This window comes from Kribbella sp. CA-245084 (assembly GCF_050942355.1).
Classification (GTDB): domain Bacteria; phylum Actinomycetota; class Actinomycetes; order Propionibacteriales; family Kribbellaceae; genus Kribbella.
In genome coordinates, this window is record NZ_CP192053.1 from 6,066,997 (window position 1) to 6,093,235 (window position 26,239).

Consider the following 26,239-nt stretch of genomic DNA (forward strand, 5'->3'; position numbering starts at 1 on the left):
GGAGCGCCGCTATTTGAAACTTCCCAGCGTGATTCCGGAGCGCCAGTAGCGCTGCAGGGAGATCATCAGGATCACCATCGGCAGCAGCGAGATGATCGAACCGACGACGACCATCCCGGTCAGGTCGGTGGAGCTGTCCGTCTTGACCCTGAGCCACGAGTAGAGGCCGAGCATGACGGTCCATCGGCTTTGGCTGCGCAAGAAGATCAGCGGTCCGAAGAAGTTGTTCCAGCTGGCGACGAAGCCCAGCAGGAAGATGGTGGCAGCTCCGGTCGACATCAGTCGGCAGCCGATCCGGAAGAAGATGCGGTACTCCCCCGCACCGTCGATCCGCGCGGCCTCGAGCAACTCGGGTGGGACGGCGCCTTCGGCGTACACCTTCGCGAGGTAGACGGAGAAGGAGTTGAAGCAGCCTGGCACGATGATCGCCCACGGAGTGTCTATCAGGTGGAGATCGCTGTAGAGGAGGAAGGAAGGAATGGTGAGCAGCGCGCCGGGCACGAGGAAGGAACCGATGATGCAGCCCATGAGGACGCCCCGGCCACGGAACTGGTACATCGCGAGCCCGTATCCGCAGGCGACGCAGATCATCGTCATGCCGGTGGTGCTGACCAGACCGTAGACGACGGTATTGCCCATCCAGCGCAGGAAGACGCCGTCCTGATAGGTGAACAGCTGGTGCAGGTTGTCGCCGAGGCTGAAGTGTGCGAACCACAGGCCGCTGGTGGTGTAAAGGTCACTCTGGTCCTTGGTGGCCGCGACGATCAGCCACCACACCGGGGCGAGGGCGTAGACGGTGAAAAAGGTTAGACCGGTCAGCAGTAGGACCTTCGTACGGCGACCGTGCCGGACGGCTCCGGGTCCGGTTTCCCGGCGGGGCGTCCGCGCCCGGACGTGGTCGCGCGGCTCGGCGGCGGTGGGCGGCGGTTGGAGTGTCGACGTCATACCGGGGCCCTGTTGGAGACCTTGTAGAAGACGGCCGAGACTGTGCCGACCACAGCTGCGAGGATGATGGACAGGGCGGCGGCGTAGTTGAACTCGCCCTGCTGGAAAGCCCAGTCGTAGATCGCCATGATCGGTGTGAAGCCGCGGGTCACGGTCTCCGGTGTCATGGTCCGGAACAGCATCGGGTCGCTGAAGATCTGCAGCGTGCCGATGATGCTGAGCACGGTGATCAGGACCAATGACCGACGGACCAGTGGGATCTTGATCGACCGGGCGATCCGCCATTCGGAGGCGCCGTCCACCCTGGCGCTGTCGAAGATCTCGCGAGGCACCGCCTGCAGTGCCGAGTAGACGATGAGCATGTTGAAGCCGATGCCGCTCCAGGCCAGCAGGTTTCCGATGGAGATCCAGATCATGCTGCCGCTGTAGAAGTCAGCGTTGATCCCGAAGAGGTGGAAGAAGGGGGTCAGTGGGCCCACGACCGGGCTGTAGAGGTAGATCCAGATCAGTACGGCGACGATGCCGGGAATCATGTAGGGAATGAGCAACGGCACCCGGAATCGTCCGGCCAGGCGACTCGAGAGCGTGTCCAGCAGCAGCGCCATCGCCAGGCTGAGCAGCATGATCGTCGGGATGGCGACCGCCGCGAAGAGGGCGACTCGCAGCATCGCGGCCCAGAACGCGGTGTCCTGGAAACCCCGGGTGAAGTTGGCAACGCCGCTGAACTTGGTCGTCGGCGCGCCGAGCCCGAGCCCTGAACTCTCCTTGCTGTAGAGGCTCTCGCGCAATGCGAGCACGATGGGAGCCAGAGTGAACAGGGCGAACCCGAGGAAGAAGGGGACGGTGAAGGACGCTCCCTTGAGCGCCATGACCTGCTTCCACGGCAGCCTCGGCGTCGCCGCATGCACGAGGGTGGTGACGGACGCCATGGCGTCAGCCCTCCACGTTGATGTGCTTGCTCTTCAGGTCGGCCACCGTCCACTCCTGCATGTGCTCCAGCGCCGCCTGCATGGTGGTCTTCTTGCTGACCACCTTCGCCCACTGGTCCTGGAGTTCGGCGAACATGCCGGTGTAGTCAGGACCTGCCACCCAGGTGTCCGTGCCACTCTTCGCGGCCTTCAGGATCACGCCGCTGGCCTCGGCTTTGTAGGTGCCGAAGAGCTTGTTCGGCAGTACTGAGTCGACCCACGGGGAAGGGTCCGGGATTGCGCCCGGCCAGGTGTACTGTCCGGTGTCCTGCTGATAGGAGGCGTTGATGGCGTCCTTGGAGGTGTTCAGCCAGACACCGGCCTCAACGGCCTCCTTCACATGCGCGCAGCCCTTGGGGACGATCAGGCCGCTGCCAGGGGCGTGCATAGGAGTGACGAACTGCGTGGCGCCGGTGAACTGCGGCAGATCAACCGCTTCCCAGTCGCCCAGCGACTTCTTGTACTGCAGTTCATAGGAAGCCAACTGCCAGGTCGAAGTGGGCAGCGAGACCATCTTGCCGGAGTCGAAGTAGCTGATCAGCGCGGGCTTGTCGGTGTAGGTCTGATGGGCCACGAGGTCGTCGTCGATGAGCTGCCGGACGACGGCGGCCGCCTTCAGGGACTCGGGCGACAGGAAATCGACCTTCCACTTGTCTCCGTCGATCCGGTACCAGGTGCCGCCGGCCTGCTGGACCAGGTTGATCAGCGTGCTCGGGTCTTCGCCGGCGAGGTTCATCACATAGATGCCGTGCTGCTTGAACACCTTGCCGGCCGCGATCATCTCGTCCCAGGTCTTGGGAACCGTGACTCCATACTTGTCGTACGCCTTGCGGTTGATGATCATGAACGCCGGCGTCGAGCCGCCGGGCACAGCGTAGTACTTGCCGCCGGCCTGCGCAGCGGGGAGCGCCGACTGGGCGAACAGGCCTTGCTTGATGTACGGATCCAGATCCGCGCTGATGTCGTCGACCAGTGCCTCGGCAGCGAGTGACGGCGCCTCACCGAAGTTCTGCACGAGGCAGGGAACGTTCTGCTGGGCGGCAACCGCGTTGCGCAGATTCTGTTGTGTGCCGGGATTGTCGGCCTGCTTGACGAACTTGAGTTGGACGTCGGTGTGGGTCGCGTTGAACTTCGTGACCACCGGGTCGACGGTTTTGGCTTCCCCCCAGCCCCAGAGCTCGACGGTGACCGGACCGCTCGCCTTGGCCGCCTTCGTGCCGTCCGAGCAACTACTGAGGACCGAGATCGACAGCAGCACAGCGGTCACGGAGGCCAGTGCGGCCTGTCTGCGGTTCATGGGACCCCTCCTTGGGGTGAGTAGTAGAAACGCTGTCCTCACAAGCGGGAACCTGGCCACCCGCCGTCGCGTCGGTCGTGACCAGCAGCACGCTCCACGGTGGAAGCTCCAGGCTGAGATCGAGTCGCCCGTCCGGATCGGTGCGGCACGTCCATCGCCGGGTTGCCATCGCTGCGATCCGTAACTCGTTCAATTGGGAGCGATCCGGTCGCGGGGGTGCACCGAGCCTGCGCCACGCCTCAAGTGCGTTGCCACTCACCGCATCGAGGAGATCGAGCTGCACTTCCACGCCCGCGGGCAGGTCAGTGACCTGCAACCGGAACGGTCGGGGAGTTCCCAGCGCGGCGGTGCGATCAGCTGTCTCGCGCCCGTCGAAGGAGGCCGGGACACTGCGTTGCTCCGCGCTCGGGTAGTGATAGGCAAGGACAGCGATACCTCCGCCCTCATGACGTGTCGCGATTGCGCCTGGCGTCCGAGCGACCTCCTCCGGCCCGAGCGCGTTCAGCATGCGGAAGGCATGGAACGTCGGTTTCACGACCCCGCTCAGGGTCACCATCCCGAAACCGCCGTGGAAGAGTTCTTCGCCGGCCCCCTCCTCCTCGAAGACATCGGTGAAGGTCCAGTAGGCGAGCGAGTCGACCTGGCCTGCCCCCTCGAGCACCGACCGTACGACGAACGTTGCCGCGGGCAACTGATCGTGCGCGTGATCCCGCGATGACGACGAACTGCTCCATTCGGTGAGATGGATCTCCGCGGCAGGAAAGGCACAGTCGTCGATCAATGCACGCAATCGCTGCAGATCACGAGGCGTCGCGTCCACGCCCCTGGTCTGCTGGGCCCCTTGCCCGTGTCGGTCCAATGCCCAGTCGGTCGGATACGGATGGCAGGAGACGAAGTCCACCGGCAACCCGTGCTCCTGCGCGTAACGCAGGAAGTCTTCGATCCAGACCGGCTGGAAGTCCATGGTGTCGAGCGAGGCCGCGCCGGCGATGGTGTGCTGGCTGATGTCCTCGGTCTCGCCTGCGAACCGGCGGTCCGGGACGAAGTTGGAGGTCGACGGTCCACCGATCCGGAGCAGCGGATCGACCTCCTTCACCGCTCGTGCAGTCGCGGCGTACAACGCGAAGTACTCGCTCTTCGTACCGCGGAAGAACGGCGCGAGATTCGGCTCGTTCCAGACCTCGAACAACCATTGGCGAACCTCTGCCGTGCCGTAGCGAGCGATCCAGTGCCGGCAGATCTCCGAAACAAGATCTGCCCAGCGCTCCAGATCGACCGGTGGCGATCCGTGCCCGCCCCACCAGAAGACTGTCTCCTTTTCCCGGGCCAGATCGCGTGGACTGAACCCGAACTCGACAAAAGGACGAACACCGCTGTCGAGCAACGCGTCGAATACGGAGTCGACATATTGGAATGTGTAGACCGGCGATCCGTCGGGTGCCGTGCGATAGACGAACATGTCGTCGTGGAACAGTCCATGAAAGCGCACATATTCGAATCCGCAGTGTTGGCGCACGAGTCGGAGATGCTGTTGCCAGTCGGCGCGTAACGCCTCGGCCGCCCTGCCCGCCCCGACGACCCGACGCCAGTACGGGTCCAGAACCCGCCCTGCCGCCCGCGCCTCAACCGTCAAGACAAGAGGCAATGCGTCATTGTTCGCGTGCTCATTCGACTGCTGTGTGAGTTCCTCTTGCGAGGCCCCAATCGTCATTCCGCGTCCTTCCACCGTCCGGCTCCGCACACACCCTCGTGAATGTGGATCGGCGACCAGCGCCGTGCGTAATAGTGGGTTTTCAGCGCCGAAACCTCAATGCAACAAGACCCGGATCCAGTAGCGAAAAGTTTCCGTCGTCACGAGGTCCGCCCGGGGTGTGCTCCGAGGCGGCGACGCGGGTGACGGGCCTATACTTCGACGGTGCCGAACGATCGGATCACCCACCCGACGTTGGCGGCGGTCGCCCGCCGGGCAGGGGTCTCGGTGCCAACTGTTTCGAAGGTGTTGCGGGCCCGGCCGGGTGTGTCGGCCGAGACGCGGGAGCGGGTCGGCACGGTCCTCGATCAACTCGGCTACCCACGGGGTGCGACGGGTGGACATCAGTCGAGCCTGCTGGGTGCAGCGCTGGTCGACGTCGTCGTGACGGAGATCGGCACGGGCTGGGCCTCACGATGGCTCACCGCACTTGATGAGGCCTGCAGGCCGCATGCGCTCTCGATGGTGGTCACGTCACTCGTCGGCCGCGCTCATCGGCTGTACCCGGAGCAGCAATGGCTCGCTCAGTTGGCACGGCGGGGCACGACGGGTGTGATCGGGGTGATGACCGAGTTCACCACGACCCAACTCGACTATTTCAGGGCCAACGGGCTGCCATGCGTGGTCATCGACGCACACCAGCAACCCACCGGCGTGGTCGGCTTGCGCGTCTCCAACTACGAGGCGGAACGCCGTGCGACCCAGCACCTGATCGATCTCGGCCATACGAAGATCGCACTCATCCTCGGATTGGCAACCTCAATCGAGTCAGATCAACGCCACGCGGGCTACCGGCACGCATTAGAGGAGGCGCAGCTCGCCTACGACCCGCTCCTGGTCGGCCATGGAAACTTCACCGGATCGGGTGGGTTGCAGGCCACTGCCGCTCTGATCAACTCCGGTGTCGAGTTCACGGCGATCGTCTACGCCTCGGACCGGATGGCCGTCGCCGGTATGGGCCTCCTGGCGCACCAGGGCTACCACATCCCTGACGACGTCTCCGTGATCGGCTTCGACGGCACGATCGAGTGTGAGCTGGCCAGTCCACCCCTGACGACACTCAGTCAGCCGGTCGAGGCGATGGCCCGGGCCGCGGTCAGCCACCTGACAGAGAGTCCGGAGGATGCCCCGGGGACGATCGAACTCATGGGCGAACTGCTGATCCGATCATCCACAGCACCTCCGCCGCCGGCACCCGTGCAACCCACCACGGGCCGGACGAGCTAGGTCCACCGACCTGGTCCAGCAGGCCACGCAGGCAATCACGATATGCCGCGGGTTGGTACGAACGCTTCTGAGTCGGTGCTGAGCTGTGCTAGATTCGAGCAGTTATTGGACACGCGTAGAAGCAAAGCTTCGCCAGTCGTTCGACAACGCCACCACGCGTAGCGGTGCGACGCTTTCCCGACCACAAGGAGCTGTATCCGCGTGAGTACCACCGCACTTGACGACATCCGCACTCTGATCATCATCGGCTCCGGCCCGGCGGGCTACACCGCAGCGGTCTACGCCGCCCGCGCGAACCTCGCCCCGCTGCTCTTCGAGGGTGCGGTCACTGCTGGCGGTGCGCTCATGAACACCACCGAAGTCGAGAACTTCCCCGGCTTCACGGAAGGAATCATGGGCCCGGAGTTGATGGGCAACCTGCGTGCGCAGGCCGAGCGATTCGGTGCCGAGATCATCACCGACGACGTCGAGTCGGTCTCGCTCGACGGCGAGGTCAAGGCGGTGGTCGACGCGGAGGGCAACATTTACCGCGCCCACACCGTCATCCTCGCGATGGGCTCTGCTTACCGTGAGCTGGGCCTGCCCGACGAGAAGCGGCTGTCCGGCCACGGCGTCTCGTGGTGTGCGACCTGTGACGGGTTCTTCTTCCGGGACCAGGACATCGCAGTGGTCGGCGGTGGGGACTCGGCGGTCGAGGAGGCCACCTTCCTCACCAAGTTCGCCCGGTCGGTGACGATCGTGCACCGCCGCGACGAGCTGCGCGCCTCGAAGATCATGGCGCAGCGGGCGATGGACAACCCCAAGATTTCGTTTGCCTGGAACTCCGAGGTCACCGAGATCCACGGCGATGCGAAGCTGACCGGCATCACGCTGCGCGACACGCGAACCGGCGACCTGAGCGAACTGCCGGTGACAGGGTTGTTCGTCGCGATCGGCCATGATCCGCGCAGCGAGTTGGTCAAGGCGGTCGTCGACCTCGACGACGAGGGATACGTCTTGGTCGCGGGGCGCACGACCCGCACCAACCTCCCCGGCGTCTTCGCCTCCGGCGACCTCGTTGACCACACCTACCGCCAGGCCATTACCGCGGCCGGCTCCGGCTGCGCCGCAGCGCTGGATGCCGAGCGCTTCCTCGCCAACGGCGGGCACGCCGGTGCCATCGATCCGGATGCCGCCCTCGTCGCCGAATCTCCCCTCACCCGCTGACTGCCACCACCGTAAGGAGCCCCAGATGGGAGCCATCAACGAGACCTCGGACGCCACTTTCGAGGCTGACGTGCTACAGAACGACAAGCCGGTCCTGGTGGACTTCTGGGCACCCTGGTGCGGCCCGTGTCTCGCCATCGCCCCAGTGCTCGAGGAGCTCGCCGTCGCGCATTCCGACACGATCGAAATCGTCAAGCTCAACGCCGACGAGAACTCCCAGGTGATCAGCCGCTACGGCATCACCGGACTCCCGACCCTCAATGTTTACATCGGCGGCGAGGTCGTCAAGACGCTGGTCGGCGCCATGTCGAAGCCCAAGCTCATGCACGAGCTGGCCGACTACCTCGACTGACCCTTCCCACATGGGGGCGTGCTCGATCTATTCATTCTCTCCAGGAGGAGACAGCCGTGGCCTACCTCTTCAGTTCCCGTGACCTCGCCACTGGGGCGGTCCGATGAAGCGGGCGGTCATGGTCATGTTCGACTCGCTCAACCGACGGATGCTCCCGCCGTACGGCGCCGAGCAGGTACATGCACCGAACTTCAGCAGACTGGCCGGCCACACGGCCACGTTCGACAACTGTTACGCAGGGAGTATGCCGTGCATGCCGGCCCGGCGAGAGCTGCACACCGGGCGGTACAACTTCCTGCACCGATCATGGGGACCGCTCGAACCGTTCGACGACTCGATGCCGGAACTCCTGCGGCAGAACGGCGTCTACACCCACCTGACCACCGATCACCAGCACTACTGGGAGGACGGCGGCGCGACCTACCACAACCGCTACTCGACGTACGAGTTCTTCCGCGGTCAGGAAGGCGATCGCTGGAAGGGACAGGTCCGCGACCCCGAGCCGCCCCCGAACCTGAACGGCAACCACTCGGCCAGCCGGCAGGACCTCGGCAACCACACCGCCAGCCGGCAGGACTGGATCAACCGGCAGTACATCACCGACGAGTCGCAGCACAGCCAGACGCTGACCTTCGACGCCGGCGTCGAGTTCATCCAGACGAACCGCGCGGAGGACAACTGGTTCGTGCAGATCGAGGCGTTCGACCCGCACGAGCCGTTCTTCAGTCCCGATCACTATCGACGGGCGCAGGGGGTGGATGTCGATGCGCCGCTGTTCGACTGGCCGTCGTACCGGCGGGTGACCGAGACGCCGGACGAGGTGGATCGGGCACGTCGTGAGTACCTCGCATTGCTGGCGATGTGCGATCGGTCGCTAGGCCGGGTCCTCGACCTGTTCGACGAGCACGGTTTGTGGGACGACACGATGCTGATCGTGTGCACGGACCATGGCTTCTTGCTCGGCGAACGCGATTGGTGGGGCAAGAGCGTACAGCCGTGGTTCGACGAGACGATCCATACACCGTTGTTCCTCTGGGATCCACGGCAACGCGTGGCCGGCGAGCGGCGAGATGCCTTGGTGCAGACGATCGACATCGCCCCGACGTTGCTGGAGTACTTCGAAGTCCCCGCTCCTGTTGACGTACAAGGTCTCAGCCTGAGCAATGTCCTGACTGGCGATCGGCTGCGCGAAGGCGCATTGTTCGGCGTACATGGCGGGCATGTGAATGTGACCGACGGCCGCTATGTCTACATGCGGGCCTGCGCCGACCAGACCAACAAGCCATTATTCGACTACACCTTGATGCCGACGCACATGCGGGGCCGATTCGAGCCCGAAGAACTCCGCAACGCTGAGCTGATCGACGGCTTTACTTTCACCAAGGGCACGCCCGTACTGCGGGTTCCGGCGCGCCCGATGGGGCATCCGTGGTGGCACGGGACTCTGCTCTTCGACCTGGCGAACGACCCGCACCAACAAAGTCCCCTGCTGGACGACGAACTCGAGCTGCAGCTGGCCAACCTCATGGTCGACCTGATGCGCGCCAACGATGCCCCGCCAGAGCAGTTCCAGCGGCTCGGCCTGCCGGCCGACGGTCCGGTCAAGCCCGACCAGTTGCTGATACGTCCTCAATGGGACCGAGCACAGCAGGCGTTACAACCCGCGACGCGCAGGGCCCATCTCCCGGTGGATGCACCGATCACCAGGCTGACGCTCACCGAAGTGCTGGCGGAGGAGCGGTATCGGCAGGCACTGCCTGACCACCTTGTTGCGGGGTTGGCCGACATGCAGCGGCTCAACCCGATCACGACTCTGCACGAGGTGCTCGCCGGACACCCCGGCGTCACCGCCGAAAGGATGCTCGAGATCAACGCCGCTCTCTCCGACAGCATCGCCTGACATTCCCCGGGGTTCCTGGAATCGGCTGTGCTCGATGATCACGGTCCGCTGTGCCAGATCCTTAACCTGGCCTGCTGATGATCCGTGGCGTCTGCGCCGGCAGTTCGGGGTGTCGTGGGGACATGGCGTCGTCACCGCTTGATCCCTTGATCTTCTTCGGGTTCCGCTCAACTCGAAGGCAAATGGCGGTGGCCGCGTGTCCACTGTGGCGCATGTCGCTGGTTCGTCCGTGACGGACACCCCACCCAAACTGGGTGATCACGCTCGCGATCTGGCGAGGTTCCGACAGCACTTCTATGCGTCATTGACCGCGCGGGCAGATGCGTTGTTCGAGTTGAGTGATGCCGTGCTGTGCGCCTGCGGCCCGGTGACGTCGCTGGTCGAGCTGCCCCTCATCGCCGAGCGTCACCCGCGGGCACGGCGACGCGCTCGCCTGCGACGGTCGAGCCGAGTGTGCTGCGGCGGAGCCTCACTACCGGCCTCCGCCCGAGACGCCGAGCCCAGGACGCGATCGCCGAGATCACTACCTCGCCTCACCGACTCGGCCCTGTCCGCGCCGGACGAGCACTTCGCGCGCAAGTGGGAAGCGCTCGGCCCGGACTGGACACGCGCCAAGCACCGCCGCGACGGCGGGCCGATCATGAAACTCGTCCGTTACGCCGACGACTTCGTGATCATGGTGGGCGGCCGACGCGAGCAGGCCGACGCGCTCTGGGACGAGGTGGCTGCGGTCCTCGCGCCGATGGGCCTGCGCCCGTCGGTGGCCAAGACCAGGGTCTGCCACATCGACGAGGGGTTCGACTTCCTGGGCTGGCACATCCAGCGCCAGGCCTGGCGGAGCCGAAGCGGGAAGCGGGCGGTCTACACCTAGCCGTCTAAGACGGCGCGCGGGCCTCAATCGTCGGAAAAATCCGAGACCTGACCCGTCGCAAGAATCATCGAACACGCGCAGACCTGCTGCGCCGGCTCAACCCGGTGCTGCGGGGCTGGTGCGCCTACTTCCGGCACTGCGTGTCCTCGCGGACACTCGGCTATATCGATCACTTCGCCTTCGGGCGGATCGTCGGCTGGCTCCGCAAACGACACGTCGGACTGAACATCCACACCCGGGTCCAGCGCTTCCTGCCCGATTGGCAGATCCGCGTCCGGAGATCGAGCTGTTCCGGCCAGCGACCACGGCGATCGTCCGTTATCGCTACCGGGGCACTCGCATCCCCGCACCATGGCGAACGCACCGATCTAGATCGCCGTTCCAGTGGCATCAGCACCTAGAGAGCCGGATGCGGTGGAAGTCGCACATCCAGTTCAGAGGGCGGGCCGCGGAAACCCACCAGCCGAAAGGCTGGCAGGGCGCCGCGGTCCGACCCCTACACCTACGTGCCAACGTGGTCGGGGATGGTCTACGTCGCCTTCGTGATCGACGCCTACTTGCACCGAACGACTGGCCGGCGCCGGTGCGCACCGGCGGTCGGATCAGTCGGCGACACCTACGACCACGCCATGGCCGAGCCGACGATCGGCTGTTCAAGACCGAGCTCATCAAGCCGCGGGGGCCGTGGCGGACCGTCGAGCAGGTCGCGATCGATCGCGGTGTGCGGTTGACGCTTGAGTTCGGCCGGCCGGTCGCCCATATCGCGGCGCCGGCAGGGTCGTGCGTAAGAAAGTCTGCCATGCCGAGATTCAGCCGATCGACGTCCGCCAACCACTCGCGCACGATGCCACCCGGTCGTCCTCTACGGCCGCAGCAGCGCTCGCTCAGAACAACGGCGGAGGCGTGTCGCCCAGGCCAGCTTCGACGTGCGCAACACAGCCGACAGCCGACCCGCCTGGCACGCCGCGAAACTGCCCCGCGACCCGGCGGCGGGAGACGTGACGAATAGGCGAGCCGCTACTGCTAGGCAGAGCGGGCGAGCCCGCCCGCTACTCCTTCCACTTGCTACTGCTTCCACTTGATGGAGCAGCCGACTGGGTCCGTCTCCGGTCGCGCTGGCTCGTCTCCCGCCAACACCGCGTCGAGCGCCTCACGCAGCCAGGCGGCGTTCTGCGAGGGGTCGTCGTAATCGGCGTCGGGCGCGCCGCGGTAGCGCACACGCAGCTCCGCGTCGAGGACGAAGACGTCGGGAGTTGTCTTCGCACCGAATGCGCGCGCAACCTCCTGCGTCCCGTCGTACAGATACGGCATCGGCCAATCCTCCGCAGCGACCCGCTCTTGCATGGCCTCGTAAGAGTCGCGCGGGTAGGCCTCGGCGTCGCTGGAACTGATCGCGAGCAGCCGCACGCCGCGGTCGGCGTAGTCACGCGCGACGTCCACGATCCGCTCGTGCCAGGCGAGCGCGTACGGACAGTGGTTGCAGGTGAACACGACCACCGTCACCAGCGCCGCGGAACCGTCCGCATTCGACCAGGTGGTGCCACTCGTGTCCGACAGCTCGAACTTCGGGGCCACATCTTTGACTGCCAGTGTCATTTCGTCTCCTCGGTACGCGCGGCCGCACGCCGCAGCGCCTCGCGTAGGTCTTCGGGATCGGGGGTCGGCGAGACTCTGCCGTCGCGGCGGCGGTACACGCGACAGGCCATCCGGGCCGGCGGCTCATCCACCGCCGGCGGCACTAGGTCAACGTCGTCGATCAGGATCGTCGGCGTGCCGACGAAGTGGGTGCGCCGAGCCTCGTCGTCGGTCCGGATCTCGCGCCTGCGCACCTTCGCAGCACCGAGTCCTGTCTCCTCCAGGGCCTTCCGCAACTCGCTCGCCGCCCGCTCGGTCGACGGGCAACCCTCCGCCCACAACAGATGGATCTCAGGAATGTGCGCGCACGCCGGCGCCTGCTTCTCCGAATCCGCGGATTCGGCATCCCAAGCGTCCGCCGCTTGTCTTGCCAGGTTGTCGTTCAGCTCTGCCGGGCCTGTCGGCTCTGCCTTGGACGGGGTACGCGCTCGGGGAACGGTCATCGTGGTCGCTGCCTCTCTAGCGAGTGGACGGGGCGTTGCCGAGTTTTCTTCTACGCTTGTAGTATCAACCCTTGCAACCGTAGCGATGCGCCCCCAGCCTTGTCCAGAGTTTTCTTCGACGCATGACCAAAAAACTTGCGTCGGCATCGGCACAGTGGCAGTCTCATGGCTGTGTTGATCGATACGAGAGTGTCCGAGGCAGCAGATCGCAGCGAGTTGCGTGACCTCGTGTACGCGTATGCGCAGTACGCAGACTCGCGTGACGCGGACCGGTTTGTGGAACTGTTCCTGCCTGACGGCGAACTGCGTTCAGCAGCGCTGGCAGTGAGAGCTGGGCGCGCCGCCATTAGAGCAGGTGTGACCTTTCTCCAAGATCCACCGCCGTTCGCCGCCACGTATCACCTCGTCGCGAACCATCGATGCGAGGTCGATGGTGACGCTGCGGTCGGAACCACTTACTGCATCGCCCATCATCTCTACGGCTTTGGCCCCAGGGAACTGCACGTTGCACACCTGATTTATGCGGACGAGTACCAGCGCACACGCAGCGGCTGGCGTTTCGCGTCCCGAACCATCACGCAGGTGTGGACCGAGATTCGCGATGCCGGGCAAACCTCGGCCAAGACGTTCCTTAAGGACCTCCGAGGCGCCGAAAACTGACAGAACACCGCGCTCCTGGGCGTATTCGACTCCATGCCCCGGCCCAAGACGCCCTACGCACCTTCCTACACAATCGCGCCCAGACGATCGCCGACTGCTACCGAAGCCCCTCGTGAACGAGCAGCTGGCCGCACACGCGAGATCTCGCCAACGAGTTCACCGCTCGGGATCGCGGGGCGGTACCGAGGCCAGTAGCACAGGCCCGGGCCAAGGATCGAGCGATGTCGAAACTCACCGACATTCGACGCCGACCCGACCAACATAGCCATGCATGCGGATCCCACGCCGCCACCCGCCACCTCGCCGCCTCGAGATCTACACGCCATCCTGTCCCTGAGTTTCAGCAGCCCACTATGCACGTCGCGGCTGTAGCCATCTAGGCCGACAAGACGCCTGCCCGGACCGGGGAGGCGCGGGGTCGGCGGCTGGCGGAAACCCTGGAGCGCTATGTGCCAGGGTCGACCATCCATGAGGCAATCGCTCAGCCCTCGCAGGAGTTGGGGTACGCAGCTGCTGCCGCTCCGCGAACGTGTCCAGAGCGGTTGAGCGGAAAGGGTCACCCCAGTGCGCTGGCCGGCCCAGTGGTTAGCGAGAGGGCATGGGCGTCATCTCCGGAATCGTGACGTGGGCCTCAGCGACGGGGGACCATGGCTAGCTGCTGGCGGCAACGGCGGCATCTGTGTCGCCCGCGGTGCGGCGACGCGGCTGCGAGAATGAGATCCTCAAGAGCGCTTCTGCGTCTGTCGCTCAGGGTGGAGCTCGACCGTCAACTCAAGTGATCGTGGCTTATATCGACACCTACTGGAACCCCTTCGGCGTCCAGCCGAACTGCGCCACGCGGTCCGAGCACGAAAGTACCGATCGCTCCGACCGGCTATTACGCCCCAGGGCTGGCCTGATCCCGCCGGCGGCGTTGCACGGGACGCCCTGGTCACGCGGCGGTGACGCAACTGGAGGTCTGAGGCGTGTACGGGCCCGGAATCCGTGGTCCGCCGCCACCCGGCCGGCCTGGAGGTCGGGCGTCACCAGGCCGGCCGTCCTTCTGAATAACCCTCATTCTTCAGATTGCTATGAATCACGGCAAGGATTGTTACACCTTCTGGGTTGCTAGCTCCATCGACGTTTCTGCATGCACCAACTTCTTCTCGTAAACCTTGAAGAAGGGATACCAGACAGCCATCAGTACCGGAATGAGCAGAAATGGGAAAATGAATGTTTGCCAGGACATTGCTTCAAGGAATGTCTTGAATCCAATCGGGATATTGCCGACGGACATCACATAGCGGGGGATCAAGAACCCGGATGCATACCCGAGCCACATAAGTAGTCCGACGATCAGGGTGCCGCCAACGAAGGGCACCGCCAAGATGGGATTATAGGAGACCGGCGCCCCCAAAATGGCCACTTCATTATGCTGGAACAGTGAAGGCACAATACTGGCTCGGCCTATCGCCACCAAACGCTTGCTCTTGCTCCTCAGGCACAGGATCGAAAAGCCAAGCGTATTTCCTGTTCCGCCGATCATTGCGTCGGCGTTGATCAGCATGATTGGTGAGAACACAGGCGGCATGCCCTTCGTCACCAACGTTGCATTCGCGGTTACAACCATCAGCGTAAGTGGATAGGTAATTGGATACAACACCTGACTTCCGTTGATTCCAAAGATCCAGAAGAAGCTCCTCAAGAACAGCATCAAGAATACACCTTGGATCGTATTTATCGACGATAGCGGTGCAGCCAACAGTTTCATCACTGCTTCCGGCAGCAGCAGCCCGAACTGCGTTTGCGTGAAGAGGCTGATGCCACCAAAAATGAGGACATTGAGCAGCATCGGGATAAGGGAACTGAACGCATCCCGCACCGGAGCTGAGACTACATCAGGCAGCCTGATATAGATCTTTCTGTCCATGCAGAATTTGGCAATGTCCACACTCAACAGGCCAATAAGAATCGCCGTGAATAACCCCGACGCTCCCAAACTCTCGGAGGACAGGGCTGACAAGTCGGTTCCATCCGCCAGCTTGTACGTTGTCATCGGAGCACAGACCAGCAAGAATGTGATGACAGAGATGATTCCGGAGGACAGCTCTGGCAGCTTGAATCTCTTGGCTAGCTCGTAGGCAATGGAAAATGCTGCTACCAATGCCAGCAATCCAATTGTCATGTTGTATGCAGTGGTCAACGTGTCCGCCTGCTTGCGGGAGAAGCCGTACCATCCCTCGAAGAGCGACCAGAACCCGCCAGAATCCAGCAACGTCTGATTCACCGGAGGGGTCTTGATAATCATGAAGATGGAGCCGACCAGCATCACTGCGATCGTAGCGCACATTCCGGCTTGAATTGCATTGATATGCTTGTTGTTTGCAATCGCATCAGCAGCAGGAGCTGCTCTTCTTGTCATTCTTTGGATAAAGTCTTCGCTAACCTCGGCCTCACTCATGCGTATCTCCCTGTTGGTAGATCATCATTTGCTAATCAATCGAATACGTGAGTAGCTCCGTCACCTGGCGGTCTCTGTCCAGAATTCGCAGGTTGAAGCCCCATGGCCGCGAGCTCAACTCCTTCCAAATATGCGGGATCTGCTGCGAGCACTTCACGAAAATTTCATTTCGTCCCTTGCTCAGCCGGACTCGAAAATTGGTCACGCGCGTATAGGTTTCGTCAGCGAGAGCGACGATGTCCCCATTAATCCAGACCTTCAGCCGATCATCGGCCATCAGCTGAACGTAACCGTCAATCGCCTCACTGGCGGTCACGACACAGGACGCATATGCAGTCTTATGACACAGTTCGTAGATATCTTCCGCCCCGATTGTCGGTCCGGTGGTCGGGAGCGGTACTGCAAACGGCTTCCGGAGGTTGACAAAGCCGGAATACCACAAGCTCTCATAGCGTTGGATCTCGACGCCAGCCTCTACTGTCTCCGGAGCGAGTCGCAACGCCTCCTCTGGGAGAAACACCTGGTGAAAACCGTCAATTCCCGCCCGATACGGTCCGGCAATCTTCCACCACGTCGCCCATCCGTTTCCGAGTGGTATCCGGAGGTTCGCAGGACTCGTGACCATCAGGGAACCGTTAGCCGAATGTGCCGCGCGAGGGTCAAACCGGAGCGGAATTTCCACTGATGTATCCGTCCGCCTGATCAGCTTCTCGCGATCCAGAATCCAACCGCTTGGTTCCGCAAATTCCAGCCCGGCGATGTCTGAATTCTCCAGGTTCCGCAAGGTAACGCTGCATCCGATCGGACTTGGCTCGAGATCTGCGAGGATCTGCTTGCGTGGAACCGGGCCGGTCGTCTGCTCCTCACCGGCGATTCCGACCGGCAGAGAGATTGTGGTCTCCTGGTCGTTGCCAACTTCACCTAGTACGAGAACAACTGCATTTTCACCATCAGGCTCAGCAGCAACAACCTCACCGTTCAGTAGCATTCCGGCGTCAACTGACAGCCCATGGAGAAATACTCGCAGACGGCGCGATCTACCCATCTGCTCGTAGCCGCCACAGCGCTTACCAATCTCCAGCGTACGACTGTCCTCACGATATTCGATGGTTGTCACTGCGAATTCGCCAGCTTCGTAGCCAAAGGTATGACCGTCGTCCTCGTACAGTTCGAACCGGCAGTCCTGACCGGGATATACGTGGATCTCAGTCTCCGCCGGCAAATCTCGAGTCCGGACCTCGGCGCCTGTGCGTGGAATAATCGAACCGCCGCGGACGAATACCGGAATTTTGTTTAACGGCGCATCTACAGTGTGATACTGCCCTCCGGTCAACGAGGCTCCGGTCTCAAGCTCGTACCACAGCCCTGCCGGCAGGTATACCTCCCGCTCCCGTTGCCCCTTTCGAGTGACCGGAGCAACCAGCAGGCTGTCACCGAACATGAACTGCCGATCATTCTCAACTGCCTCGACATCCTCTGGGTAAAGCAAAGCCATCGCCCGCATGATGGAGCATCCAGTCTCCGAAGCGATGCGGGCGTAGGTATAGATGTAAGGCATCAAGCTGTACCTGAGGCGGATCAGCGAGGTGATAATCGGCTGGTAGTACTCACTGAAGTTCCACGGCTCGTTGTCCCGCGATCCGTGCACACGCATAATCGGGCAGAACGTTCCCCATTGCAGCCAGCGGATAAACAACTCCGGGTCGTAGTAATCACCGCTGTCCTGACAGCCGCCTATGTCGGTGCACCACCAGGTCTGACCGGACAGACAGACCTGCTGTCCAATGACGACGTGCCGGTCCAGCACCTCGAACGTAGAATCGACATCGCCCGACCAGTTGCACACGCCGTACCGTTGGATTCCCGCGTAGAGCGAGCGTTGAACCATGAACAGACGTTCTTCGGAGTGGGATCGCTGCCCGTCGTACAGGGTTTTGGCCCAATTGAGGCCGTAAATGTTCTGCATCTTTTCCCTGCTGCCGGCATAGTGCGGGCTGCTGCCTTCAGGGTGATTTTCAAGCTCCGCCATGTCGGTCCAGTAACCACGGACGCCGGCGTCGTACAGCTTGCTGATCTTGTCCCACCACAGCTGCTTGCCCTGCGGATGAGAGAAATCGAACGCATGGGTGTAGCGCTCCGTCAGGATGAAATTGTATTTCTCGGGCGTGGCCCAATTGATGAGGCTTCCTGCTGCCGCAAATTCCTGATAGTTCAGTGACTCCTCATCAATATAGGGATGCTGCCCGGCGATCAGCTTGATCCCGAGCGCGTCCAGCACCCTGGCAGTCCCCCTGAGGTCGGGCCAACAAGAGGAATCAAACCGGAGATCGCCGAGCTTCTCATAGATCGTGATATCCAGCATCATTGCGGAACAGGGGATGTCCTGCTGCACGAACTGCTGGGCGCTGTACAGCAGTTCGTCCTGATTGATGTAGCCAAATTTGCTCTGTATATATCCCAGTGCCCACCGCGGCAGAATCGGCGGTGCGCCGGTCAGCAGGCGGTATCCGCCAATAACGTCCTCATACCGCGGTCCACAGATCAGGTAGAGGTCGAGCTCGTCATGATCGGTCAGGATCAAGGATTCGTCCGGTGAAACAGCCGGAGGTTCACGGTCTGCCCAGGGAGCCCTTGGTTTGACCCGAAAGGTCTTCGGGGTTGGCACATTGCCACCGACGAAGAAGCGGGTCGCCCATGAGGAGTTCATCAGTAGGCCGTACCCACGGCTGGAATACAGGAAGGGAACGCCCAAGCTGCCACAGCTTTCATGACCGTCCGTCTGGTTCCAGATCTCCCGTAACTTCCCCCGGATATTCAGGCTGCTGTTGTCGCCCTGACCTAGGCCGTAAATACGTTCCCCGTCCACCAGGTCGTACCGAAATGCCAGCCCGTGATCTTCTCTGCTGCCGAGCGAACCGCCCGTGGTGGCGAAGAGTAATTCTCCCTCCTTGTCGTGCACCTGCAGGCGCAGCGGGTCAAGGTCAACGGTCGCCCGGATGCCGGCACGTTCGATGGTGACGGCGGAGTCGCCGGGATCACATGCATCCCATTCAGGCGTGCCGTAGTTGATGACAACAAGCGTCTCAGTCTCGTCGAAGTTCCCCGACACATTACTGCGGATCCGCAACACACCGCTTTCGGGGAAGTTGAGGAGCGTATATATCTCCCCATTCGTGAGGAGCACGCTGCTGTCCGTAATTTGATAAGTCGGCATAGCCAAGACTTTCCTCGTTGATAGAGCGAATCCGTGGGTCGGACACTCGACGGGCCAGGTAGGCACGTCGGCGCTCGCGATTGGGCAACGCCCGGCGAAGGCGGCGTGTTCGGTCGTCAAGCCCTCGTGGTCGGTGCCTGGGCAGGGCTGACCGCCAACCGGACACCTGGTCCGCGGATTCCCCGCCTGGCGGCATCCGACCGCGTCCGCCCGTGGGGTATCCGGCTTGGAGGTACGGCACCAGAAGTGCGGCCCTCAGTGGATTCGACGCGGTACCTCGGTGCCAGCCGTCAGAGCCGAGCGAGGAATTGTTGTGTTCGGGCTTCAGCGGGATGGGACAGGATGCCGGCCGGATCGCCCTGCTCGACGATCCCTCCTTCGTCCATGAAGATGAGGCGATCGGCGACTTCGCGCGCGAACTCCATCTCGTGGGTAACGACAATCATGGTCATGCCGGCTGTAGCCAGATCACGCATGACTGTCAGCACGTCGCCGACGATCTCTGGGTCGAGGGCTGACGTGGGCTCGTCGAAGAGCATGAGCTTCGGGCGCATGGCGAGCGCTCTGGCAATGGCTACGCGCTGTTGTTGCCCGCCGGACAGTTGTCGTGGGTACTGATGTCCCTTCTCCGCCAATCCCACCTGGTCGAGGAGCTCGTGAGCCCGTTGCGTGGCAGACGCGCGCGACTCCTTGAGCACCAGCATCGGCGCCTCGATGAGGTTCTCCAGGACGGTCTTGTGAAGGAAGAGGTTGAACTGCTGGAACACCATGCCCATTGATGCTCGCTGACGAGCTAGGTCCTTGGCGGCCCGTTCGACTACTTTGCCGTGGTCCTCGCGGTAGCCGATCAGTTCGTCTTCGAGGTAGATGCGACCGGCGTCGAGGGTCTCGAGGTGGTTGATGCAGCGGAGCAGAGTGCTCTTTCCTGAGCCCGACGGCCCAATGATGCAGAGCACCTCGCCGAGCATCACGTCCAGGGACACGCCACGCAGAATCTGGACATTGCCGTACCACTTGTGGACGTCCTCGACGCGTAGTAGGGGCTGCTTGTTCATCGCAGGGATCCCGTCTTCTCGGCGACTGCGCTCGCTGCGTGAGTCGCGTACCAGCGTCGGACCTTCTGGAGCGGGGTGAGAGGCAGGGCCCTTAGCGCGCCCTTTGCGTAGTGCCGTTCGAGGTAATACTGGCCGATCGACAGCACCGTGGTGAGGATCAGGTACCAGATGCAGGCGACCATCAGCAGGGGGATCGTCTGGAACGTCTGTGCGTAGATGATTTGCACGGAATACAACAGCTCCGGCGTGGATATCACGCTGACCAGTGACGTCCCCTTGAGCATCCCGATGGCTTGGTTACCGGTGGGAGGGATGATGATCCGGACGGCCTGGGGCAGCACGATCCGTCGCATGGCCTGCCCCTTCGTCATGCCCAGCACGAGCGATGCCTCCATCTGACCGCCCTCGACCGAGGCGATGCCCGCCCGGACGATCTCGGACATGTAGGCACCCTCGTTGAGACCAAGCGCGAGAAGTGCAGCCGCTAGTGGAGTAACGATATGGTTGACGTCCCAGGAGACGAAGCTTGGGCCGAACGGTATCCCCAAGGAGAGGCGGGGGATGAATGACGACAGGTTGTACCAGAAGATGATCTGCACCAGCAGAGGCGTGCCGCGGAACAGCCAGACGAACGCCGATGCGCTCATCTTCAGGACCACGCTGGGCGACATGCGCATGAGCGCAAGCATGATCCCTAGAATCACTCCGATGACCATGGCGGCGATCGTCAGCTCGATCGTCTTGATCAGCCCGTCGATGACTTGCCGGCTCGTGAAGTAGTGAGCCACGACGTCCCAGTGCAGCGTCGGTGACGTCACGAGCAGGTGGAGGAACATCGCGCCCAGGACCACCGCGATAACGGCCACCACCACCCGTCCGGCAGTGCGTGCAGGGTGGGCGTTGGAGACCCAGGAACCTACACCTCCGGACGCCTTGCCGTCGCGCAGAGGCGATGATCCCGTTGACGCCTTGACATTGGACATGGCCATGGTTCCCTTGCCTAGCTGATAGACGGATTGATCACAGCTGCAGAGACCGCGTTCTCGGACAAGCCCCACTTCTTCAGGATCTCCGCGTACGTACCGTCCGCGATCAGCTTGTCGACCGCTGCCTTGACCGGCTTGGCCAAGCCACTGTCCTTGTTCAGACCGATGCCCTCGATGATCGGCTGGTAGTCCAGGGGCTGGCGTTCGAACTGGTCGCCGGTCTGCGAGATGAGGTACTGCAGCGCGTCGGCGTTGCTGGCGAATACCTGCACGCGGCCGTTGCTCACAGCCAGTTGCGCCGCAGCGTTGTTGGGGAAGGACTGCACCGTCGGCGCCGGCTTGCCTGCTGCCTCACACTTCGGGTCGACCGACTCAACGCTCTTGATGAAGGCGCTGCCCTCGATGGCGGCAACGGTGAGCCCGCAGATATCCGTTGCCGTCTTGATGCTGACAGTGCTCCCGCGCTTGCTGGCAAAGCCCGTGCCAACCTTGAAGACCCCGACGATGTCAATCTGCTGCAGCCGTTCCGGGGTCACGATGAGCGGACCGAAGCTGCCATCGAAGCGGCCGTTCTGGATGCCGGGAATGAAGGTGGAGAAGTCACCGGAGACCGTGGTGCTCATCTTGACACCCAGTACATCGGCGATCGCATTGCTCAGGTCCATCGCCCACCCGATCTCCTTGCCGTCCTTCTGGAAGGTTGCCGGCGGCGAGTTGTTGAAGACGATGTTCTTGATCTCGTCAGCGCTCTTGACGGCGGAGGGAAGCTGATCGGCGATGCTCTGGTCAAACTTCGCGCTCTGGACGCCGGCGCCGCTGGATGCGCCGCTGTCAGCAGCGCTGTCGTTCCCGGACGAGCTGCACGCCGCCGCGGCCAGCGCGATGGTACTCACGGCTGCCAGCATGCCGACGGATCGTCGGCAGGTGAGACGCCATCGATTCGTGCGTCTCGTCTGCCGTGTGGGGAGTGAGCGAGTGGACATGGTCTGCGCCTTTCCGGGTAGTGAGTGGACCGGGGCGTTGTCCGGGATGTGTGGAGCCTCCCTCGAGGGAGCGAGGCTGCTGGGTTGGCCAGTCCCGAACTGTCGCTTCGTGCGCAGGACGAGCTGACCGGTTTCAATCTCAGGTTCTCGATGGCTTTGGTGCTCGTGTTCCGCGATGCGGCCAGTCGCCGCCCTGGGCGGTCGAGAGCACTTCATCGGATTCAGTCGGTTGGGCACCGACGTCGTCTCGCACCGGGGTAGGCCCGGCGACAATGTGGTTGCGTAGAGTCCCGAGTCCCTCGACTTCGACTTCGACTGTGTCGCCGGGGTAGACGGTTCGAGAGTTGGCGGGAGTGCCGGACAGCAGCACGTCTCCTGGGAAAAGCGTGATCGTGCGGGCGATGTCGGCGACGAGGTAGTGCATGTTCCACTCCATCTCGTCGGTATTGGCGTCCTGCTTGATCTGACCGTTGACCGTCAGCCGGATGCGCTTGTTACGGAAGTCCCAGTCCTCGACCAGTCCGGGTCCGAGCGGGCAGAGGGTGTCCGAACCCTTGACGCGAAGCATCGAGCCCGCGTCGGTGTCCCGGAAGTCGTGCAGACCGTAGTCGTTGGCCACCGTGTAGCCGCGGATGTACCGCCCTGCATCTGCCGGCGAGACATTGCGGCAGGTTCGGCCGATGACGATCGCGATCTCGCCTTCGTAATTCAGCCACTTGCACCCCTCAGGACGCACGACTGCGCCGTTGTGGCTGTTCAACGACGATGTCGGTTTGTGGAAGTACGTCGGCGCTGCGGGCAGGCTGATGCCAAATTCGTCGACGCGGCTGCGATAGTTCAAGTGGACAGCAATGATCTTGGAGGGGACCACCGGCGGCAGGTGGTGTGCGTCGCTGATGGCGACCACGCGGCCGTCGCCGGCGACGAGGTCGTCCCCGGAGCGGACCACGTCTACCTGGGCGCCGTCCAGGAGGATCCGGCGGAACTCGGTCATGACCTGGTCACCTCGACGTCGCGCATCGACGGCTGCTCGGCGGAGAGTGGCCCAAGGTGGGTGCGCCGGGGCTGGGGAAACCCGTCGGCCGGTCGATCGAACCACAGATGGACCTGACCCGTGCCGATGGAATTCTCGTACTCGCCGAACTGCCGTGACGGGGCTGTGCAATCGCCTTCGCCAAGCGCCCCGATCATCATGAGGTAGTGCCCGAACCGCGCCTCGGGCCTGAAGCGGTAGAACTCCGGCATCGACTCGACGACTTTGGCGTGGTCTCCCTTGGCGAACCAGTTCAGTCGGTCCACGTCGGCTTGGTGAGCCGCCGGGGTGAAGATGTGCTCTACGCCGGCTGCCTCGTGGTCGCGCAGCTGGCGCAGCGGCCAGAACGTGTGACTCATCGCGCCGGAGGCAACCAGCAACACCTTGCGGTCGGACTCGGCGATGGCATCGCCGAGGGCCCGACCGAGCCGCAGATTATCCTCGGTGTCGGCGGTCTGGCAGACCCCGATGGAGATCCATCGCTTCTCGGGTAATCCCCGCCCGAGGTACTCCCACAGGTTGGTGGTGGCGTAGAAGATCGGCAGGTGGTCGTCCTCGATCGCGGTGATCCAGGTCCCGTGTTGATCTGCCTTGGAGGCGATCAGGTGGGCCAGATCGGGGTCGCCAACGAAGTCGTACGGTCGCTGCTTCATGCCGCGAGGGAGTTCCTCCGAGGTAAACAGTCCCGACCGCCGCTGTTGGGCGGTGACCACGAATTCCACTGTGGTCGCCCAGTGGGAGTCGAGCACGATCACGGTGTCGTAGTCCGCCGTGTCGAAGACCTCGTGGCGCAACTGTTGAAGGCCTGCCGGCAAGGTGGAGTCCTCACCGTGGTTCAGCTCGCGCCGGATCTTTTCCGGAAGGACGATCGTCGGGACGTGCGCGAGTAGACCCGCGCCCATGACTTCACCCATTACTTGCTCCCTTCTGCTCGGTGTTCCAACCGGTCGGCGAGAAGACGGTGTTCTTGATGTCGGAGTAGTAGTCGAAGGACCAAACACCGCCCTCGCGACCGATTCCCGAATGCCCGTTGCCCCCGAACGGTGCGCCGAGGTCGCGGACGAAGAAGCAATTGACCCAGACAGTTCCGGCGTTGAGCGCCGCCGATACGCGTTCCGCACGCTCGGGTGTGCCAGAGACGAGAGTGGCCGCCAGTCCGAACCGGGTCTCGTTGGCCATCTCGATCGCCTCCTGCTCGGTGCCGAAGGTCTGCACAGTCAGGACCGGCCCAAACACCTCTTCAATCACGATTTCGCTGTTGGGCGATACGTCGGTGAGGATTGTTGGGCGGAAGTAGAGGCCACCCAGGTCCGAGTTGGGGCCACCGCCGAGCAGCACCGTCGCGCCCTCGTCACGAGCGCGTTCGACGAATCCGCTGACGCGCTGGAAGTGCTGTCGAGACACCAGCGCAGACACGTCGGTGTTCTCGTCGCGCGGATCGCCTTGCCGAAGCTGGCGCGCCCGATCGACGACCGCGTCGATGAATCGGTGATAGAGCGTGTCCTGGACCAAAATGCGGAAGGCGCCGAGGCAGACCTGGCCTGCGTTGTCGAACTGCTCGACCGCCAGGGAGACCGCGAGCTCGAAGTCTGCGTCGTCGAAGATGACCAACGGGGACTTTCCGCCGAGTTCCAGGGAGAGGGGAACGATGTTCGGTGCGGCTGCAGCCGCGACCTTGCCAGCTGTTGGTACGGATCCGGTGAACGAGAGCCGGCGGATTCCATGGTGTCCTGCCAGTGCCGCTCCCGCCTCGGAGCCGAGGCCTTGGACGATATTCAGCACCCCGGGTGGCAGGCCGGCATCGGAAGTGATGTCAGCGAGCAGGGAGGCAGTGAGTGGAGCCCATTCCGGTGGCTTGAACACCACTGTGTTCCCCGACGCCAGAGCTGGCCCTATCCGCCAGGTCGCAAGCATCAGCGGCGCGTTCCAGGGAGTAATGACCGCTGTGACGCCGGATGGGTTGTAGGTGATTCGCTCGCGATGGCCGCGGACTTCTCGATCCGGGTGCGCCAGCGTTCGCAGCTGCTCGGCGAAGTAGCGGAAGTTCTGACCCACCCTCGGCATCACGCCGCGGCGATGCGAACGCAGCAGCGAGCCATTGTCGCGGGTCTCGACCCGCGACAGTTCCTCGGCGCGGGCATCGATCCCGTCTGCTACCCGCTCCAGCACCTGGGCTCGTTCGGCGGCGGACATGGCCTTCCATGTCGGGAAGGCCCGTTGCGCCGCGGCGACGGCGGCGTCGACCTCCGCCGAGCCGCCCGCCGAAATGTGACCCAGCACGGTCTCGTCGATAGGCGACAGGTCGGTGAAGGTCGTCCGCGAGGCCACGCGCTGTCCGTCGATCCAGTGCCTCGTGTCGACGAGCACGCCCTCGACCTCAACGGCGTCCTGGCCCAGTGTGGCGGCGGTGCTCATGGGGCCGTCACCTTGGCTCCGGCGAGGTTGTCGTGGAGCAGCTCTCCCCCATCCCAAACCACGCCCACCTGGCGGTAGTAGGCGCCGATGAGTTCCTGTGGCTGAAGCATCGTCAGCTCCTCCGTCGGTGAGTCGAAGAGGGTGAAAGTGTCGACACGGGCTTGCCACGGGGTTCCGCCTTCAGCCGATGCGGCGCCGGTCGAGATGATCTCGTCCAGTCGGTACGCCGCAGACTCGTCGATGGCGTTGACCTGCCGATGGTGCGCCATCTTGTGGCTGTTCACGAAGCCGTTTGTGGCCGACGGTCCGGTCAACGTGATACGGGCTTCGGCGAGTCTTCGATCTGCCGCCGCGAGCGAGGCGCCGAACCGGGCACCTACTTCGAGGCGAGGCGCCGGCCCGTAAGGGTGCGGCCGGGTCTGGTGGATCGAGCCGAGCTTCTTCGGATAGCCCTGGTGGATACCCCGGGCCACGGCGAAGTCGGTGTCGACCCAGATGAACACGCAGCGGCTGAACACCTGGCCCTTGAACTGGCAGCGAACCACGACGAAGGCTTCCTTGTACTGCCCGAGAACCGGGTCCAACAGCTGGGCCCCGTCGGCAGCCGTTGACTGCCAGTCCGCCCAGATGAAGGCAACGGCACCGGGGTCGTCGTCGGCTAGTTGCAGCGGGTCCGGCAGCAGATCCGCAACGCGTCGTGGATCGGTGCGGTATTCGATCGTGAGCAGGTCGCCGGAGTAGTGCCATGGCGGTGGCGGGAGCAGCGACGCTCGTCCGGTCGCCGTCTTCGGGTGATAGAAACCCTGGACTTTGGCCACGAGAACTCCTTTGCTGGCGCGGATCTGGGCGGCGTTGCCGC

22 protein-coding genes and 2 pseudogenes are annotated in these 26,239 nt (G+C 63.2%); 9 read left to right on the forward strand and 15 right to left on the reverse strand.

The window, feature by feature from the left end; all coding sequences use genetic code 11:
- Positions 1 to 9 precede the first annotated feature (9 nt).
- The 4 genes from ACQPYH_RS28855 to ACQPYH_RS28870 are packed head-to-tail and all read right to left on the reverse strand — an operon-like array spanning position 10 to position 4,951.
- Positions 10 to 945 carry a carbohydrate ABC transporter permease gene (locus ACQPYH_RS28855; protein ID WP_432877503.1) on the reverse strand — a complete coding sequence of 312 codons (936 nt, stop codon included), beginning with the start codon at positions 943 to 945 and terminating at the stop codon, positions 10 to 12.
- A complete protein-coding gene (locus ACQPYH_RS28860) occupies positions 942 to 1,874 on the reverse strand; it encodes a carbohydrate ABC transporter permease (RefSeq protein ID WP_432877506.1) in 933 nt (310 codons plus the stop codon). Before ACQPYH_RS28860 ends, ACQPYH_RS28855 begins: the two co-directional genes overlap by 4 nt.
- A gap of 4 nt (positions 1,875 to 1,878) precedes the next feature.
- Positions 1,879 to 3,210 carry an ABC transporter substrate-binding protein gene (locus ACQPYH_RS28865; RefSeq protein ID WP_432877508.1) on the reverse strand — a complete coding sequence of 444 codons (1,332 nt, stop codon included), beginning with the start codon at positions 3,208 to 3,210 and terminating at the stop codon, positions 1,879 to 1,881.
- Positions 3,143 to 4,951 carry a GH39 family glycosyl hydrolase gene (locus ACQPYH_RS28870; protein ID WP_432877510.1) on the reverse strand — a complete coding sequence of 603 codons (1,809 nt, stop codon included), beginning with the start codon at positions 4,949 to 4,951 and terminating at the stop codon, positions 3,143 to 3,145. The genes ACQPYH_RS28865 and ACQPYH_RS28870 overlap by 68 nt, the downstream gene beginning before the upstream one ends.
- Before the next feature lie 174 nt (positions 4,952 to 5,125).
- On the opposite strand from ACQPYH_RS28870, the gene ACQPYH_RS28875 reads away from it, so the two are divergent.
- The 7 genes and pseudogenes from ACQPYH_RS28875 to ACQPYH_RS28905 all read left to right on the forward strand — a co-directional run.
- The gene (locus tag ACQPYH_RS28875) at positions 5,126 to 6,187 is read left to right on the forward strand and encodes a LacI family DNA-binding transcriptional regulator (protein WP_432877513.1); all 1,062 of its coding nucleotides are present in this window, start codon (positions 5,126 to 5,128) and stop codon (positions 6,185 to 6,187) included.
- 201 nt (positions 6,188 to 6,388) lie between these two features.
- Complete coding sequence (trxB, locus tag ACQPYH_RS28880; protein ID WP_432877516.1) at positions 6,389 to 7,393, forward strand: thioredoxin-disulfide reductase; 1,005 nt, start codon at positions 6,389 to 6,391, stop codon at positions 7,391 to 7,393.
- Positions 7,394 to 7,418: 25 nt separating this feature from the next.
- The gene (trxA, locus tag ACQPYH_RS28885; RefSeq protein WP_432877518.1) at positions 7,419 to 7,745 is read left to right on the forward strand and encodes a thioredoxin; all 327 of its coding nucleotides are present in this window, start codon (positions 7,419 to 7,421) and stop codon (positions 7,743 to 7,745) included.
- A gap of 103 nt (positions 7,746 to 7,848) precedes the next feature.
- Positions 7,849 to 9,645, forward strand: coding sequence for a sulfatase (locus ACQPYH_RS28890; RefSeq protein ID WP_432877521.1), 1,797 nt, complete (start codon positions 7,849 to 7,851; stop codon positions 9,643 to 9,645).
- A gap of 304 nt (positions 9,646 to 9,949) precedes the next feature.
- Entirely contained in the window at positions 9,950 to 10,516 is a 567-nt protein-coding gene (locus tag ACQPYH_RS28895) for a reverse transcriptase domain-containing protein (protein ID WP_432877523.1), read from the forward strand.
- A gap of 83 nt (positions 10,517 to 10,599) precedes the next feature.
- The gene (locus tag ACQPYH_RS28900) at positions 10,600 to 10,917 is read left to right on the forward strand and encodes a group II intron maturase-specific domain-containing protein (RefSeq protein ID WP_432894515.1); all 318 of its coding nucleotides are present in this window, start codon (positions 10,600 to 10,602) and stop codon (positions 10,915 to 10,917) included.
- 96 nt (positions 10,918 to 11,013) lie between these two features.
- Positions 11,014 to 11,222, forward strand: a pseudogene (locus ACQPYH_RS28905) (hypothetical protein); the annotation flags it as partial.
- Between the two features lie 359 nt (positions 11,223 to 11,581).
- Here the strand turns inward: ACQPYH_RS28905 and ACQPYH_RS28910 are convergent.
- The gene (locus tag ACQPYH_RS28910; RefSeq protein WP_432877525.1) at positions 11,582 to 12,112 is read right to left on the reverse strand and encodes a thioredoxin family protein; all 531 of its coding nucleotides are present in this window, start codon (positions 12,110 to 12,112) and stop codon (positions 11,582 to 11,584) included.
- Complete coding sequence (locus ACQPYH_RS28915; protein ID WP_432877527.1) at positions 12,109 to 12,594, reverse strand: DF family (seleno)protein; 486 nt, start codon at positions 12,592 to 12,594, stop codon at positions 12,109 to 12,111. The genes ACQPYH_RS28910 and ACQPYH_RS28915 overlap by 4 nt, the downstream gene beginning before the upstream one ends.
- Before the next feature lie 165 nt (positions 12,595 to 12,759).
- On the opposite strand from ACQPYH_RS28915, the gene ACQPYH_RS28920 reads away from it, so the two are divergent.
- The gene (locus ACQPYH_RS28920) at positions 12,760 to 13,254 is read left to right on the forward strand and encodes a nuclear transport factor 2 family protein (protein ID WP_432877530.1); all 495 of its coding nucleotides are present in this window, start codon (positions 12,760 to 12,762) and stop codon (positions 13,252 to 13,254) included.
- Between the two features lie 712 nt (positions 13,255 to 13,966).
- Positions 13,967 to 14,138 (forward strand): annotated as a pseudogene (locus tag ACQPYH_RS28925) (IS3 family transposase); the annotation flags it as partial.
- A 206-nt stretch (positions 14,139 to 14,344) separates the two neighbouring features.
- Here ACQPYH_RS28925 and ACQPYH_RS28930 read toward each other — a convergent pair.
- The 9 genes from ACQPYH_RS28930 to ACQPYH_RS28970 form a co-directional block, all read right to left on the reverse strand.
- Positions 14,345 to 15,694, reverse strand: coding sequence for a PTS sugar transporter subunit IIC (locus ACQPYH_RS28930; protein ID WP_432877532.1), 1,350 nt, complete (start codon positions 15,692 to 15,694; stop codon positions 14,345 to 14,347).
- A gap of 31 nt (positions 15,695 to 15,725) precedes the next feature.
- A complete protein-coding gene (locus ACQPYH_RS28935) occupies positions 15,726 to 18,908 on the reverse strand; it encodes a TIM-barrel domain-containing protein (RefSeq protein ID WP_432877535.1) in 3,183 nt (1,060 codons plus the stop codon).
- Positions 18,909 to 19,198: 290 nt separating this feature from the next.
- Positions 19,199 to 19,963 carry an amino acid ABC transporter ATP-binding protein gene (locus tag ACQPYH_RS28940; RefSeq protein ID WP_432877538.1) on the reverse strand — a complete coding sequence of 255 codons (765 nt, stop codon included), beginning with the start codon at positions 19,961 to 19,963 and terminating at the stop codon, positions 19,199 to 19,201.
- Entirely contained in the window at positions 19,960 to 20,946 is a 987-nt protein-coding gene (locus ACQPYH_RS28945) for an amino acid ABC transporter permease (protein WP_432877540.1), read from the reverse strand. The genes ACQPYH_RS28940 and ACQPYH_RS28945 overlap by 4 nt, the downstream gene beginning before the upstream one ends.
- Positions 20,947 to 20,963: 17 nt before the next feature.
- A complete protein-coding gene (locus ACQPYH_RS28950; RefSeq protein WP_432877543.1) occupies positions 20,964 to 21,842 on the reverse strand; it encodes an ABC transporter substrate-binding protein in 879 nt (292 codons plus the stop codon).
- Between the two features lie 229 nt (positions 21,843 to 22,071).
- Positions 22,072 to 22,926 (reverse strand): fumarylacetoacetate hydrolase family protein, encoded by an 855-nt coding sequence (locus ACQPYH_RS28955; RefSeq protein ID WP_432877546.1) that lies wholly within the window; start codon positions 22,924 to 22,926, stop codon positions 22,072 to 22,074.
- Positions 22,923 to 23,879, reverse strand: coding sequence for a catechol 1,2-dioxygenase (locus ACQPYH_RS28960; RefSeq protein WP_432877548.1), 957 nt, complete (start codon positions 23,877 to 23,879; stop codon positions 22,923 to 22,925). The genes ACQPYH_RS28955 and ACQPYH_RS28960 overlap by 4 nt, the downstream gene beginning before the upstream one ends.
- The gene (locus tag ACQPYH_RS28965; RefSeq protein WP_432877551.1) at positions 23,872 to 25,380 is read right to left on the reverse strand and encodes an aldehyde dehydrogenase; all 1,509 of its coding nucleotides are present in this window, start codon (positions 25,378 to 25,380) and stop codon (positions 23,872 to 23,874) included. Before ACQPYH_RS28965 ends, ACQPYH_RS28960 begins: the two co-directional genes overlap by 8 nt.
- Positions 25,377 to 26,198, reverse strand: a complete 822-nt coding sequence (locus tag ACQPYH_RS28970; protein ID WP_432877553.1) for an acetoacetate decarboxylase family protein — start codon at positions 26,196 to 26,198, stop codon at positions 25,377 to 25,379. Before ACQPYH_RS28970 ends, ACQPYH_RS28965 begins: the two co-directional genes overlap by 4 nt.
- Between the last annotated feature and the right edge of the window lie 41 nt (positions 26,199 to 26,239).